11 protein-coding genes are annotated in these 14,405 nt (G+C 70.2%); 9 read left to right on the top strand and 2 right to left on the bottom strand.

Going from position 1 to position 14,405, the window contains the following annotated elements; translation table 11 throughout:
- Together phnC and V7Q42_RS15340 are read right to left on the bottom strand one after the other, a co-directional pair.
- Positions 1–828 (bottom strand): phosphonate ABC transporter ATP-binding protein, encoded by an 828-nt coding sequence (gene phnC, locus V7Q42_RS15345; RefSeq protein ID WP_333824970.1) that lies wholly within the window; start codon positions 826–828, stop codon positions 1–3.
- Between the two features lie 158 nt (positions 829–986).
- Positions 987–2,021: a CorA family divalent cation transporter gene (locus V7Q42_RS15340; protein ID WP_333824969.1), complete on the bottom strand. Its 1,035-nt coding sequence runs from the start codon at positions 2,019–2,021 to the stop codon at positions 987–989.
- Positions 2,022–2,689: 668 nt separating this feature from the next.
- On the opposite strand from V7Q42_RS15340, the gene V7Q42_RS15335 reads away from it, so the two are divergent.
- The 9 genes from V7Q42_RS15335 (at position 2,690) to V7Q42_RS15295 (ending at position 14,354) form a co-directional block, all read left to right on the top strand.
- Positions 2,690–3,403 (top strand): response regulator transcription factor, encoded by a 714-nt coding sequence (locus V7Q42_RS15335; RefSeq protein ID WP_333824968.1) that lies wholly within the window; start codon positions 2,690–2,692, stop codon positions 3,401–3,403.
- Positions 3,404–3,414: 11 nt separating this feature from the next.
- Positions 3,415–4,755, top strand: a complete 1,341-nt coding sequence (locus V7Q42_RS15330) for an ATP-binding protein (protein WP_333824967.1) — start codon at positions 3,415–3,417, stop codon at positions 4,753–4,755.
- 84 nt (positions 4,756–4,839) lie between these two features.
- Positions 4,840–6,468 (top strand): efflux RND transporter periplasmic adaptor subunit, encoded by a 1,629-nt coding sequence (locus V7Q42_RS15325; protein ID WP_333824966.1) that lies wholly within the window; start codon positions 4,840–4,842, stop codon positions 6,466–6,468.
- 6 nt (positions 6,469–6,474) lie between these two features.
- A complete protein-coding gene (locus V7Q42_RS15320; RefSeq protein WP_333824965.1) occupies positions 6,475–9,624 on the top strand; it encodes an efflux RND transporter permease subunit in 3,150 nt (1,049 codons plus the stop codon).
- A 19-nt stretch (positions 9,625–9,643) separates the two neighbouring features.
- Positions 9,644–10,027, top strand: a complete 384-nt coding sequence (locus V7Q42_RS15315) for a hypothetical protein (protein WP_333824964.1) — start codon at positions 9,644–9,646, stop codon at positions 10,025–10,027.
- A 52-nt stretch (positions 10,028–10,079) separates the two neighbouring features.
- Positions 10,080–10,559 (top strand): DUF411 domain-containing protein, encoded by a 480-nt coding sequence (locus V7Q42_RS15310; protein ID WP_333824963.1) that lies wholly within the window; start codon positions 10,080–10,082, stop codon positions 10,557–10,559.
- A 61-nt stretch (positions 10,560–10,620) separates the two neighbouring features.
- The gene (locus V7Q42_RS15305; protein ID WP_333824962.1) at positions 10,621–12,213 is read left to right on the top strand and encodes a multicopper oxidase family protein; all 1,593 of its coding nucleotides are present in this window, start codon (positions 10,621–10,623) and stop codon (positions 12,211–12,213) included.
- A gap of 524 nt (positions 12,214–12,737) precedes the next feature.
- Positions 12,738–13,079 (top strand): hypothetical protein, encoded by a 342-nt coding sequence (locus tag V7Q42_RS21460; protein WP_442958211.1) that lies wholly within the window; start codon positions 12,738–12,740, stop codon positions 13,077–13,079.
- A 42-nt stretch (positions 13,080–13,121) separates the two neighbouring features.
- Positions 13,122–14,354 carry a lytic murein transglycosylase gene (locus V7Q42_RS15295; RefSeq protein WP_333824960.1) on the top strand — a complete coding sequence of 411 codons (1,233 nt, stop codon included), beginning with the start codon at positions 13,122–13,124 and terminating at the stop codon, positions 14,352–14,354.
- Positions 14,355–14,405 lie beyond the last annotated feature (51 nt).

Here is a 14,405-nt window from a genome sequence, read left to right as displayed (position 1 = left end):
TCACACCCGTTCGCGGGCGTGCGCGGCGTCCCACGAGGCCCGGATTTCGTCCGGGGTGGGATCGCCCGCCTTGGGGAGCTCGATGACGTCGCCCGCCTCGAGCCCGTAGAGATCGCGAACCACCGTGTCGGTGAGGTCGCGCGGGGTCCCGTCGAAGACGACGCGGCCCGCCTTCATGCCGATCAACCGGTCGCAGTAGCGCTTGGCGAGATCGATCGAATGGAGGTTGGTCAGCACGGTGATGCCGAAGTCGCGGTTCACGCGGAGCAGCGAGTCCATCACCACCCGGGTGTTGCGCGGATCGAGCGAGGCGATCGGTTCGTCGGCGAGCAGCACCCGCGGCTCCTGCACCAGGGCGCGGGCGATGGCGACGCGCTGTTGCTGACCGCCGGAGAGGCTGCCGGCGCGGTTGGCCGCGAGCGTGGCGATGTCGAACAATTCGAGGGCGGAGAGCGCGATCGCCTTGTCGTCGGCGGTCCACAGCTTGAGGAGCGCGCGCCAGTCCGGCGAATGGTCGAGACGGCCCATCAGCACGTTGGTGAGCACGTCGAGGCGGTCGACCAGGGCGAACTGCTGGAACACCATGGCGCAGTCGCGCCGCCAGTGGCGCAGACCCGCGCCCTTCAGCGCGGTGATCTCGCGGCCTTCGAAGACGATGCGCCCCTCGCTCGGCTCGATCAGGCGGTCGATCATCCGGAGCAGTGTCGACTTGCCGGCGCCGGAGCGGCCGATGACGCCGACCATCTGCCCGGCGGGGATCTCGAGATCGACGGCGTCGACCGCGACGAAATCGCCGAAGCGGCGGGTGAGGCGTTCGATCGTGAGCATGCGGATCTCCTTCCGGAGCGCGCCGCGCACGCCCGGTTCGTCCGGCCGTGGCCGGAGGGGTCCGTGTTTTTTCGATGCTCTTCGCTTAAGCGGGTCCGACTACGATTTTGTGACGCTCTTCGCGCCGGCGGGTGCGACGGTGCGCCGGGTCCTGTGGATCACTTCATGATTCCCATGCGTTTGAGCACCAGATAGACGACGCCGGAGCCGAGCGCGGCGACCACCGTCGCCCACCAGAATCCGGTCTCGTCGGCGCCGAAGGGCAGGCCGTGCGTGTTCATGCCGAAGAGGCCGGTGACCAGGGTCGCCGGCAGGAACAGAGCCGTCAGGGCCGAGAGCACCTGGAGCTGGCGGTTCATATGGGCCGCGGATTTGGCCGCCGCCTCTTCCTGGATGATCCGCGCCCGCTCCTGGATCGCTTCGACGTCACGGCCGATCGAGGTGAGCCGCAACGCCACTCGCTCGGTCATGGCGAAGACGTCTTCCGGCAACTCACGTTCGGGGTTGTCGACCAGCGCGGTGAAATGCAGGCGCAGCGCACCGACCTGTCGGGACAGGCGCAACGCGGTGCGCCGGATCGGCCCGACGCGCAGGTCTTCCGGGTCGACGGCATCGTCGACCACCCGATCCTCGATGGCCTCGAGCCGGCGCGCCAACTCGCGCGTCATGGTCGCCACCTGAGCGGCGAAGGTGTCGAAGAGCTGTTCGAGCAGCGCCTCGCCGCTCTCGAAGGTGAGCCCCGAGCGCAGCGCCCGCCGCACTTCGTCGACCGACTGGAGCGCCTGGCGTCGTCCGGTGAGCAGAACCCGACGATGCAGGGCGAACTTCAGGCGGGCGATGTCGTGCGTGTCGTGGTCGAGTTCGCGGCGGAAGTCGGCGAAGACGCCCATCAGCGAATCGTCCTCGGCGATCAGGCAGAGATGATCGTCGGCCTCGAGCAGCAGCTCCTTGGCCGAGTCCGGAATCGGTGCCGCCTCGTCGATCCACGCTCGGCCACGCGTGTCGGCGAGATTGAAGTGGAGCCAGACCCATCCTTCGGTCGCCCCGAGCGCTTCGCGGATGCCGGTGCCGGTCAGTCCGCGCGCGATACCGTCCCCGTCGAAGCCGTAGGCCCAGACGAGGCCGGGAATGTCCTCGGAATGGTCGCCCGAAAGGGCGGCCCCGTGGCGGACCGGATGACGAACGTCGCTCATGAACATCTTCCGTTGAAGGACGTATCGGGTCGAAGCCGCGACTGCGGGATCGGCCGACCACCCACCTCCGGAGAGAAGTGAGCCGGCCAACGAACCGAAATCGCTACCCGCGAAGCATGTCGGTACGGTGAAGCCCGCTCTCGCGCCCCGGCCGACGTCCGCCGTCGGCGGAGCGAACGATGCGTTCGAGGCGATCGCAGTGGATCGTGATGTCGGTAGGACGGAAGATCGAGTTCACAGCGGCTCGCGACGGATTCCCGTTCCGAACGAGGACCTCCCGGGCGGCGAGGTCGGCTCCCTTCTCGGAAGTCTGCCACATCGAACCTTTCGCCGAACCTCCACCTTCCCTGTTCGACCTCGTCCGCGGAACCGGTATGCGCGGGATCGACGACGTACCGACGAATGTACCTGTGGATGTATCAGGAGAGGCGTCGGCTTCCGGTCGGCCACGTCGGCCCGGTCGAGTTCGAACGGATGGCCGAATCGGCTCGAGCCGGTGTCCACGGAACCGGCGACAGGCCACGCCACCGAAGGGCGGGAGGATCTGCGCAAAGGCGGCGGCGGCTTTCCGTGCCCACGGCCGGAGCGGTCGCCGGTCCGGACGCTTGTCGCCGGTCGAAAAATCGGTCACGACGATGGTGGGGCCGAGATCGGAGGCAATGTGAGAAGTGACGGAGACACTCGGTCGCGACATCCTTCTGGTCGACGACGACGGTGAGATCCGCCGCCTCGTCTCGAAACTGCTGAGGGAGGACGGGCACAGGGTCACTTCGGTCGGAACCGCCGTGGAGATGCGCGAGGCGATCGCCCATCTCAAGCCCGATCTCGTCCTGCTCGACATCATGCTGCCCGGCACCGACGGGCTCACGCTGTGCCGCGAACTGCGTGCGACCTCCGATCTGCCGGTGATCATGCTCACCGCCAAGGGCGACGACGTCGATCGCATCGTCGGTCTCGAGATGGGCGCCGACGACTATCTCGCCAAGCCCTTTCATCCGCGCGAACTCCTCGCCCGCATCCGCGCCGTGTTGCGGCGAGCGCGGCCGAGCCCCGGCGGGGGGATGAACAGCGGGCGAGAGATCCGCTTCGCCGGTTGGCGCCTCGACACGGCGCGACGCGAGCTCACGGATCCACGCGGCGTCGTCATCGATCTGTCGACCGGCGAATACGACCTGCTCCTCACCTTCCTCGAAACGCCTCAACGAGTACTGAGCCGAGAGCAGTTGCTCGACGCCACCCGCAACCGCATCGCCGAACCCTTCGACCGGGCGATCGACGTCCAGGTGAGTCGGCTGCGACGCAAGCTCGACAGCGCCGGTGAGGTGATCAAGACGGTGCGCGGTGCGGGGTATCTCTTCGCCCCCGATGTCGAGCGATCGTGAGGGGAGAGGCCATGCGCGCCTACGGCTCGAGTCTCGCCGCCCGCACCATGCTGGTGCTGTTCCTCGGCATCGGCGCGGTGCATCTCCTCAGTCTGTGGACCTATCGCCAAGCCCTCGACCGGGAGACGACGACGGCTGACGAGATGCGCCTCGCCGACCGGCTGCTGACCATCCGCCGGGCGGTGATGCGGGTCGAGCCGGCGGAGCGCGAGGCGGTGGCCCACGATCTCTCCGGCGGGGCGATCGACGCCCATTGGAGCCGCGCCGAACACGCCGTGGCGGGCGGCCCGGGCAGCGCCGATCTCGCCGGCCTGGCCGAGAAGCTGCGGGCGCTCGGCGACGACCTGGAGCCCGGCGACGTCGTCATCGGGGCGAACCGCGCCCATCACGACGACCCGCATCTCGCCGTCGTCTCGCTCGGCCTGCCCGATCGAACCTGGATCAATTTCTCGCTCGTCGCCCAGACCTCGCGTCCCGAGGACGGCCACGGCACCCTCCTGTCGACATCGCTGATGGCGCTCGGTGCGATCGTCCTGTCGATCTTCATGGTGCGCTGGCTGACACGGCCGCTCCTCGGCTTCGTCGACGCGGCGCGGCGCATCTACCGTGGCGGCGAGACGGTCATGGTGGCCGAGGACGGACCGACCGAAATCCGCAGCCTCGCCGTCGCGTTCAACGAGATGCAGCGGCGAATCAAGCGGATGATCGACGATCGCACCCACGCGCTGGCCGCCGTCAGCCACGACCTGCGCACCCCGATCACCCGGCTGAGGCTGCGCCTCGGGGAGGTCGAGAGCGCGGCGACGCGGACCGCCATCTCCGGTGATCTCGACGAGATGGAGCGGATGATCGACCAGACGCTCGCCTATCTCGCCGGTGACCGCGACGACGAACTGGTGAAGCCGGTCGACGTCGCGGCGATCCTCGCGACGCTCGTCGACGACCAGACCGACGCCGGCCACGAGGTATCGCTCGACGGCCCCCGCAGCGCGGTGATCGAGGGGCGGCGGCTGGGGCTGAAACGCGCCTTCGCCAATCTCATCGACAACGCCGTCAAATACGGCGGCCGGGCCGAGATCCGGGTCACGATGGAGGCGGACGGGGTGATGGTGACCATCGCCGACGAGGGGCCGGGCGTCCCGGAAGACGAGCGCGTCCGCGTCCTCGATCCCTTCGTCCGCCTGGAGCCGTCGCGCAATCGCGACACCGGCGGTTGGGGCCTCGGCCTCCCCATCGCCCGGCGCATCGTCGAGAGCCACGGCGGGGTCCTGGAACTCGCCGACAACGAGCCGACCGGACTCCTCGTGCGGGTTCGCCTGCCGGCGCGGCGTGTCGATCCGCCGACCCCCTGAAATAATTTGTTACAGAACTGAAATCCTGCGACGGGCGGCTTGCGGCAGGGTCACGGTGACCGATCATCATCGACCGGAACCGACATGCGCCGCAGCTTCCGCATCGCCTCGCTCGCCTTCGCCCTTCTCGTCGCCCCGGCGGCCCGAGCCCACGACGGCCACGACCACGGTGCGCCGCCACCGCCGGTGTCGACCACGGTGGCGCCGCGCGCCGACGCCTCCTCGGCCGATCTCGAAATGGTCGTGGTGGCGCGCGGCGGGGGGCTGGAGATCCTGATCGATCGCTTTCGCGACAACGAGCCGGTGACCGACGCGACCGTCGAAGTCGACGGACCGGCGGGCGTGGTGAAGGCGACGGCGGAGGGCGGCGTCTATCGTCTTCCCGCGCCCTGGGCGGAGCCGGGCCGGACCATCGATCTCGCCGTGACGGTCGAGGCCGGCGACGTCGTCGACGTGTTGACCACGACGTTGACCCTGCCGGCGGCGGCGGAAGCGAAGCCCCTCGCCAGATCGGTGGTGTCGCCGGCGCGGGCGAGCGAGGGTGGGGTGGCGACGCTCGCCGACGGTGTCGGCGGATGGGGGTGGGCGCTGGCGGGGTTCGCCGCCGGTCTTCTGATCGCCGCCTCTTTTCGGCGACGCAGCGCCGCCGCCGCGGCTCTCGCCGGCGTCCTGGTCGTCGCGGTCGCGACGCAAACCCCGACACGGGCGGCCGAGACGGCGCGCGACCTGGCGCAGCGCTTTCCCGACGGCTCGCTCTTCGTGCCGAAGACGAGCCAGCGCATTCTCGGCTTGCGCACCCTCTTCACCGAGATCGCCGAACATCCGACGACGGTGGAATTGCCCGGCCGCGTCATTCCCGATCCCGACGGGTCGGGCGTCGTGCAGTCGTCGCTCGCCGGCCGGTTGCGGCCGCCGCCGGGCGGCTTCCCGCGGCTCGGTACCCCGGTGAAGACGGGTGACGTGCTCGCCTTCGTCGAGCCGGCGGTGGCGGCGGCCGACGTCACCAATCAACACCAGCAGGGACGCGAACTCGATCAACAGATCGCCCTGCTGACGCGCCGGCTGGAGCGCTATCGCCAGATCACCACCTCGATCACCCGCGCCCAGATCGAGGACACGGAACTCGAACTCGCCGGCCTCGAGGCGCGGCGCACCAATCTCGAAAAGCGCCAGCGCGCGGCGGAAGCTCTGGTCGCGCCGGTCTCGGGCGTCGTCGCGGCGGTCGCCGCCACCGCCGGGCAGATCGCCGAGCCGAACACCGTCGTCTTCCGCATCGTCGACCCGCGCCGCTTCTGGGTCGAAGCGCTGGCCTACGAGGCGCACGCCTTCGCGCCCCATGCCACCGGTCGGCCGGCGGGCGGCGAGAGCTTTCCCCTCACCTTCGTCGGCAGCGGCCTCTCCGACCGCGCCCAGGCGGTGCCGGTACACTTCTCGGTCACCGGCGAGGCCAAGGGGCTGCGCGCCGGCCAGCTTCTCACCGTGGCGGCGACGCTCGCCGAGATGCGCGGCGGCATCGCCGTGCCGCGCGCCGCCGTGCTGCGCGGCTCCAACGGGCGCTCGCTGGTGTGGGAACACACCAATCCGGAGCGTTTCGTGCCGCGCGAGGTGCGGGTCGAGCCGCTCGACGGCGAGCGGGTGTTGATCGTCGCCGGGGTCGAGGCCGGCCGGCGGATCGTCACCGGCGGCGCCGAACTCCTCAACCAGATCCGGTGAGACGGCATGTTCCAGTTCCTCGTCTCGCAGTCGCTGAAGAACCGGATCTTCGTGGTGGCGATCGCCGCGGCGCTCGTCCTGTGGGGGGCACTGACCGCCACTCGGCTGCCGGTCGACGTCTTCCCCGACTTGAACCGGCCGACCGTCACCATCATGACCGAGGCCGAGGGACTGGCGCCGCCCGAGGTCGAACAGCTCGTCACCTGGCCGATCGAAACGCAGATGAACGGTCTGCCGGGTGTCTCCCGCGTCCGCTCGGTGTCGGGTGTCGGTCTCTCGATCGTCTATGTCGAATTCGACTGGGCGACCGAGATCTTCCGCAACCGCCAACAGGTCGCCGAGAAACTGACGCTCGTCCAGGCGCAGTTGCCGACCGGCGTCGTGCCGCAGATGGGGCCGGTCGCCTCGATCATGGGCCAGATCGTGCTGATCGCCGTCACCGGCACCGACGCGGTCTCGCCGATGGAGCTGCGCGAGACCGCCGATTTCGTCCTCAGGCCGCGGCTCCTCACCATCCCCGGCGTCGCCCAGGTCATCCCGATCGGCGGCGAGGTACGGCAGTTCCGCGTCTCGCCCGATCCGGCGGCGATGCGGGCGCTCGGGGTCAACCTCGACCAGATCGAGAAGGCGGTCGCCCGGTTCGGCACCAACACCGGCGGCGGCTTCACCGACCAGTACAGCCGCGAGTTCCTGATCCGTGCCATCGGCCGGTCGAAGAGCCTCGCCGATCTCGGCGGCCTCGTCGTCGCGACCGTCGACGGCCGACCGGTGACGCTGGAACAGGTCGCGACCGTCGATCACGCGCCGAAGCTGAAGCGGGGCGAGGCCGGTTTCATGGGCCGCTCGGCGGTGATCGTCTCGGTGGAGAAGCAGCCGGGCGTCGACACGGTGCGGCTGACCCGCGACATCGAGGCGGCGCTCGCCGATCTCGCCCCGGCCCTGCCGGGCGGGATCACCGCGAAGGAACTGCTGTTCCGACAGGCGAACTTCATCGAGGCGTCGATCGGCAACGTCGAGAAGGTGCTCCTGGAGGCGGTGGTCGTCGTCGCCTTCGTGCTCTTCGCCTTCCTGCTCAACGTGCGGACGACGGCGATCTCGCTCACCGCGGTGCCGGTGTCGATCCTGGTGACGGCGATCGTCTTCCACCTCGCCGGGCTCACCATCAACACCATGACGCTCGGCGGCCTCGCCATCGCCGTCGGCGAGCTGGTCGACGACGCGGTGGTCGACGTCGAGAACATCTTCCGCCGCCTGCGTGAGAACCGCGAGGCGGGCAATCCGCGCACGGTCTTCGACGTGGTGGTCGACGCCAGTCGCGAGGTACGCTCCGGCATCGTCTACGCCACGATGATCATCGTGCTGGTGTTCGTGCCGCTCTTCGCCCTCGACGGCATCGAGGGCCGGCTGTTCGCGCCGCTCGGTCAGGCCTATGTGGTGTCGATCGCCGCGAGCCTGCTGGTGTCGATCACCCTGACGCCGGTCATGGCCTATCGGCTGCTGCCGGGGGCGAAGCGGCTCGACCACGCCGACGGCGCGCTGGTGCGCCTCCTGAAGCGCGCGAACGCCCGGGCGCTGGCCTTCGTCTTCGAGCGTCCGGCCCTGCCGCTGGCCGGCGCCGGGCTCGGGGTCGTCCTCGCGGTCGCCGCCGCGGTGCAGCTGCCGCGCACCTTCCTGCCGCCCTTCAACGAGGGCACGCTGACGATCAACCTGCTCTTCGATCCCGGCATCTCGCTCACCGAGAGCCATCGGGTCGGGCTCGTCGCCGAACGGCTGATCATGGAGGTGCCGGAGGTGAAGCTGGTCGGCCGCCGCACCGGCCGCGCCGAACTCGACGAACATGCCGAGGGTGTCCACTCCTCCGAGGTCGAGGTCGACCTCCATGCCGGCGGCCGTTCGAAGGACGAGATCGCCGCCGACATCCGCGCCCGCCTCGCGGTGCTGCCGGTCGCCACCAACGTCGGCCAGCCGATCTCGCATCGGCTCGACCACATGCTCTCCGGCGTGCGCGCCCAGATCGCGCTGAAGATCTTCGGCGAGGATCTCGACACGATGCGGGCGGTCGCCGCCGAATTCCGCGAGAAGATCTCGGCGGTGCCGGGCGTCGTCGACCTCCAGGTCGAGAAGCAGGTGCGCATCCCGCAGCTCGAGGTGATCGTCGACTATCGCCGCGCCGCCCTGCACGGTCTCCAGCCGGCGGCGATCACCGACCAGCTCGAGCGGCTCTCCAACGGCCGGCTGGTCTCCCGCGTCGTCGACGGCAATCGCCGCTTCGACGTGGTGATGCGCCTCGACGACAACAGGCGGACGACGCGAGCGCTCGGCGACATGCTGATCGAGACGCCCGAGGGTTGGATCCCGTTGCGCCGGATCGCCGACGTCGTCGAGACCGACGGCCCGAACCAGATCCTGCGCGAGAACGGCCATCGCCGCGTCGTGGTCTTCGCCAACACCTCCGGCGACGCGAACATGGGCGAAGTGATCGGCGCCATCCGGCGGATCGTCGCCGAGACGCGCCTGCCGGAAGGCATCTCGACCGGGCTCGACGGCACCTTCCGGGCGCAGGAGGAGAGCATGCGCAAGATCGGCCTCCTGTCGATCGTGTCGCTGGTGCTGGTCGTCGCCATCCTGTGGAGCCGCTATCGCTCGGCGGTCTTCGTCGGCGTCATCATGGCGAGCGTGCCGCTGGCGCTGATCGGTTCGGTCGCGGCGCTGTGGATCGCCGGACAGCCGCTGTCGGTGGCCTCGATGATCGGCTTCGTCACGCTCACCGGCATCGCCACCCGCAACGGCATCCTCAAGATCAGCCACATCCTCAATCTGGCGATCCACGAGGGGATGCCCTTCGGGCCGGCGCTGGTGACGCGCGGCTCGCTCGAACGGCTGACGCCGGTGCTGATGACGGCGCTCTCCGCCGGTGTCGCGCTGGTACCGCTGATGATCGACGCCCATGCGCCGGGCAAGGAGATCCTCCACCCGGTCGCCGTCACCATCTTCGGCGGCCTCGTCACGGCGACCGCGCTCGACACGCTGGTGACGCCGGTGCTCGTCCTCATGTTCGGGCGGCGGGCGCTGGAGCGCGCCGTCGCCGAGGCCCGCGCGCAGGCCGAGACGACCGACGCGACCGCCCCTTTCCCCCGTCCGATCGAGGCCTACTGACCCCATGACCGAGGCATCCATGATTCGTTCCACGCTCTCCTTCGCCACACTCGCCATCACGGCCGCGCTCGTCGCGGCTCCGGCGGCGGCCCATCAACCGCGCGTCGGCCCGCACGGCGGCGCACTGGTCGACGCCGGCGGAACGCATCACGCCGAACTGGTCGTCGACGGCACCGACAAGGTGATCGTCCATCTCTCCGACCTGAAGGACGCGGGCGTCTCGTCGAAGGGGTTCAAGGCGGACGCCATCCTCGTCATCGACGGCAAGCCGGTACGCTTCACCCTCGAGCCGGCCGAGCCGTCGCATTTCGTCGGCACCGCGCCGGTGAAGGTGTCCAAGGGGGTGAAGGGCGCCATCCGCATCACCGGGCCGGACGGCGCCACCTCACAGGCGAAATTCTGAACGCACGACCCCGCCGGCGCCCGCGCGCCGGTCTCCTCGAAAGGCTCACGCCATGATCGCAAGACGTCGCTTCCTCACCGTTCTCGGCGGCTTCGCCGTCGCCTCGACCCCCCTTCTCGCGATCGCCCCGAAGGCGGCGCGGCCGGCGATGCGGGTCCATCGCGATCCGAGTTGCGGTTGCTGCGAGGCCTGGGTCGCTCATGTGCGGCGTTCGGGCTTCGAGGCGCGCATCGAGGTCACCGACGACATCGACGCGGTGAAGCGCCGGCTCGGCGTGCCGGCGGCGCTCGCCTCGTGCCACACCGCCGAGATCGACGGCTATCTCGTCGAGGGCCACGTCCCGGCCGAAGTGATCGAGAAGCTCCTGGCCGAGCGCCCGGCGATCCGCGGCCTCGCCGTGCCCGGCATGCCGATCGGCTCGCCCGGTATGGAGACCCCCGGCGAAGCACCCGAACCGTTCCGGGTGATCGCCTTCGACGCTTCCGGGCGCGCGTCGGTCTTCGCCGACTTCCCGCGCGGCTGGATGCGCTGATCTCGTCCTCCCTCCCCCTTCTTTCCCCAATCCCTTCCTCGACCGCTCCTCGGAGTGCCCCATGATCCTCGTCCCGCCGTCCCTCTCGATCGATCGCCGCCGCTTCCTGGCGGGATCCTCCGCTCTCCTGGCCAGCGCCTTCGCGCCGGGTGGAGCGCGCGCCGCCGCGCCGCTTCTCACCGTCGGGTCACGCACGCTCGAGGTGAAGGGACGAGCGGCCACCGTCTTCGGGCTCCTGGGGCCGGACGGCAAGCCGGGACACGTCGCGCGCGAAGGCGACCGCTTCGCCGGCGAGGTGGTCAACGCCACCGGGGCGCCGCTGACCATGCACTGGCACGGTCAGGTCTTCGCGCCCTTCGACCAGGACCGTTCGCGACCCGGCGGCGGTACGACGCCGGTGGGCGGGCGCGACGCGCACGACTTCCTGCTCACCCCCGGCACCCACTGGATGCACTCGCACCAGATGACCGAGCAGCGCCTCCTCGCCGCACCGATGGTGACGATCGAGAAGGACGTCGGCGACGTGCAGGACGTCGTCGTCATGCTGCACGACTTCGCCTTCCGCGCACCGGAGGAGATCCTCGCCGAGCTCGGCGGCGGCGGCGGCCACGGTGCGCATGCCGGCCATGGTGCGGCGCCCGCTCCGGCACCGGCGGGCGGTGACGACCACGCCCACCACGACGCGCCCGCGCCACGCGCCGGCCCGGCCCCCGGCATGCCGATGGGACCGATGGGAAACGGGGGGGACCATGCGATGCACGGCCCCGGCCCGGGCGGGATGATGGGGATGGGACCGGGCGCGATGAGGGGCACGGGTCCCGGAGCGATGATGGGCATGATGGGAGGCGCGCCGCACGCCAACGACGTCGCCTACGACGCCCATCTCGCCAACGATCGCACTCTCGACGACCCGCAGGTGGTCCGGGTCGAGGCCGGAGGACGGGTGCGGCTGCGCCTGATCAACGGTGCGACGGCCACCGCCTATTTCATCGACACCGGCGAAGTCGGCGCGGAGTGCGTCGCCGTCGACGGCTCCCCCTGCCGTCCCCTCCCGGGGCGGCGCTTCCCGTTGGCGCAGGGCCAGCGCATCGATCTCGTCGTCACCGTGCCGAAGTCGGGTGGGGCCTTTCCCATCCTGGCGCAGGTCGAGGCCGCGCGGGCGCTGACCGGCATCGTCCTGGCGACGGCGGGGGCGACGGTGAAGCGGATCGCCAGCGAGGCGGCGCAGGCGGCGCCACACACGGATCTGTCGCTCGACGTCCGGCTCGCCGCGACGCGGCCGATCGCCGATCGGCCGGCCGACCGCTCGTTCCATCTGATGCTCGGCGAGGAGCCCGGCTATCGCTGGACGCTGAACGGTGCGGTGCACGGCGAACACACGCCGCTGGAGGCCAGGGTCGGCGAGCGCATCGAGATCATGTTCATGAACCCCACCTCGATGATGCATCCGATGCATCTGCACGGGCATCACTTCCAGGTGGTCGGCACCCGCGGCGGCCGCTTCGCCGGACCGATGCGCGACACGGTGATCGTCCCGCCGCACACGCCCGTCATGGTCGCCCTCGACCTCGACAAGCCGGGCGAGTGGTTTCTCCACTGCCACCACCTCTATCACATGGCCACCGGCATGATGACCGAGCTGCGCGTGCTGTGACGAGATCGAAGACCGGTTACCGCGGCACGCCTCCGGCGGCCGCGGCTCGATGGAGGCCGCGATCCGCGGCCGAGGCGCGGTGGCGCGGCTTCCGTGATCCTCCGGCACGGGTATCGTGGCGGCGGGGAGATCGGGATGGCGGACGCGGGCGTGGAGCAACGGCGCATGCCGTCGGAGAGGCGGCTGCGGTTCGCTCGCCGCTCCGTGGTGGCCGTGAGGCGCGTCCGCGAAGAGCGGCTCGCGCGACACGATATCGGTACGCGTGCGGTCACCGGGGCTGCAGATCATCCTCATTTCACAAAGCAGATTTCAAGCCGGCTTCGTCCTCCGACCCTCTCCGCCACTCTCCCACCATGCTGTTGAAATAGCCGAGAAGCAGGCGCGCTCCGGCCGCAACCGGAAGGGCGTGGCCGGAGCGCACCCGCCGTGGACATCGACGACTTCGCCTTCGACGGCACGTCGATCGACGAGAAGCTGGTCGGGATCCCGCCGGCGGCGGCTTCATCGGCCAGGCTCGCAACGTCGTGCCGATCGGCGACACCGGCGCGGGCGAGTCGCACCCGGCGATCGCCATCGCGCGAACCTGCATCCGTGCCGGCATGCGTGGGCAGTGCTTCGGCGGCGTCGACGGCCGAGACCCGTGCCGGCCGCCGGGGCGAAAGGCGGACCGCCTCTGTCGCCTCGACTTCGTCATCCTCGACGAGCCGGGCCACCGCCATCGTCCGTTCGTCGCGCCGCCAGCGGGCGGGGAACCATGGGGGCGTGTTCGGTCGGCCGGTGGCGAGCGGGCCGAAGTCCGTCTCGCATTCGGTATCGCCTCGTCATGCCCACCCCGGCGCGTTCTCGCGTCCGATCGGGCGTGTTAGCGTCGACCCATCGTTTCGACCGTTCGAATCGGGGGCGCCGCCTTGACATCCTTCCGCAGTCTCGTCGCCGTCGCGCTCCTCGCTCTCTCGACGTTTTCGGCGCCCGCCGGCGCAGCGGACGCGGGCTTCGCGCGGTTCGTCGCGTCGATGTGGCCGGAGGTCGCGGCCGCCGGCGTGTCGCGCGCCGCGTTCGAGCGGGAGACGCGCGGCCTCGAGCCCGATCTGAAGCTGCCGGATCTCGCCCTGCCGGGCCGGCCGGCGACCGGGGCGCCGGCGCAGCCGGAATTCGTGCGGGTGCCGGCCGACTACGTCAAGGAAGCGACCATCGCCCGCCTCGCCGACAAGGGGCGGCGGCTGATGCGGGACCATCGTGCCACGCTCGAGCGGATCGAGGCGCGGTTCGGCGTGCCGGCGTCGATGGTGTTGGCGATCTGGGGACGCGAGACCGACTACGGCCGCACGCCCGAGCGGCACGACGCGCTGCGGGTGGTCGCCACCCAGGCCTATGTCGGGCGGCGCAAGGATCAGTTCCGCCGGGAGTTCGTGCTGGCGCTGAAGCTCCTCGACGAGGGCGCCGTGAGCCGCAAGGACTTCCGCGCCTCCTGGGCCGGCGCCACCGGCCTCACCCAGTTCCTGCCGTCCGAAGTCTATGGGCACGGCGTCGATTTCGACGGCGACGGCCGGATCGACATCTGGCATTCGGTGCCGGACGCGCTCGCCTCCGCCGCCAAGCAGCTCGCCGACAAGGGATGGAAGCCGGGGGTGCACTGGGCCTACGAGGTCCGTGCGCCGAAGAACGCCGACTGCACCCTCGGCGTACCCGACGTCCGCCGGCCGATCGGGGCCTGGATCGACGCCGGATTCGCGCCGGTGCGAGGCCGAACGCTCGCCGCGGCCGAACGGCGCGAGCCCGCTTCGCTGCTCCAGCCGGAAGGCGTCCACGGGCCGTCGTTCCTGACCACCGCCAACTACTTCGTGATCAAGGAATACAACTTCTCCGACCTCTACGTGCTGTTCGTCGGCCACCTCTCCGACCGTATGGTCGACGGTGAGCCCTTCGCCACGCCGTGGTCGGCGTCGACGCAGATGAAGACCACCTCGGTCGAAGCGATGCAGCGCCATCTCGCCCGCCTCGGCTTCTACGCCGACAAGATCGACGGCAAGGCGGGCATGCTGACCCGTTCGGCGCTCGGCGCCTACCAGAAGGCCGCCGGGCTCGAGGTCGACTGTTGGCCGAGCGAGGCGGTGCTGCACTCGCTCGCCGCGGCGAAGTGATGAGACCTGTGCGCGGTTGGACCATCATGTTGATTTGATGCGTTTAATGTG

It is taken from the genome of Pinisolibacter sp., assembly GCF_036782435.1.
GTDB lineage: Bacteria > Pseudomonadota > Alphaproteobacteria > Rhizobiales > Ancalomicrobiaceae > CALBKH01.
The sequence above is the reverse complement of the archived record's forward strand: the minus strand, read 5'-3'. Positions and strand labels throughout refer to the sequence as shown.

Excerpts from the sequence above, each read along its gene's own strand:
- V7Q42_RS15340 (WP_333824969.1), bottom strand. The coding sequence starts at position 2,021 with ATGAGCGACGTTCGTCATCCGGTCCGCCACGGGGCCGCCCTTTCGGGC.
- V7Q42_RS15315 (WP_333824964.1), top strand. The coding sequence starts at position 9,644 with ATGATTCGTTCCACGCTCTCCTTCGCCACACTCGCCATCACGGCCGCG.
- V7Q42_RS15310 (WP_333824963.1), top strand. The coding sequence starts at position 10,080 with ATGATCGCAAGACGTCGCTTCCTCACCGTTCTCGGCGGCTTCGCCGTC.
- V7Q42_RS15320 (WP_333824965.1), top strand. The coding sequence starts at position 6,475 with ATGTTCCAGTTCCTCGTCTCGCAGTCGCTGAAGAACCGGATCTTCGTG.
- V7Q42_RS15305 (WP_333824962.1), top strand. The coding sequence starts at position 10,621 with ATGATCCTCGTCCCGCCGTCCCTCTCGATCGATCGCCGCCGCTTCCTG.
- V7Q42_RS15330 (WP_333824967.1), top strand. The coding sequence starts at position 3,415 with ATGCGCGCCTACGGCTCGAGTCTCGCCGCCCGCACCATGCTGGTGCTG.
- V7Q42_RS15325 (WP_333824966.1), top strand. The coding sequence starts at position 4,840 with ATGCGCCGCAGCTTCCGCATCGCCTCGCTCGCCTTCGCCCTTCTCGTC.
- phnC (WP_333824970.1), bottom strand. The coding sequence starts at position 828 with ATGCTCACGATCGAACGCCTCACCCGCCGCTTCGGCGATTTCGTCGCG.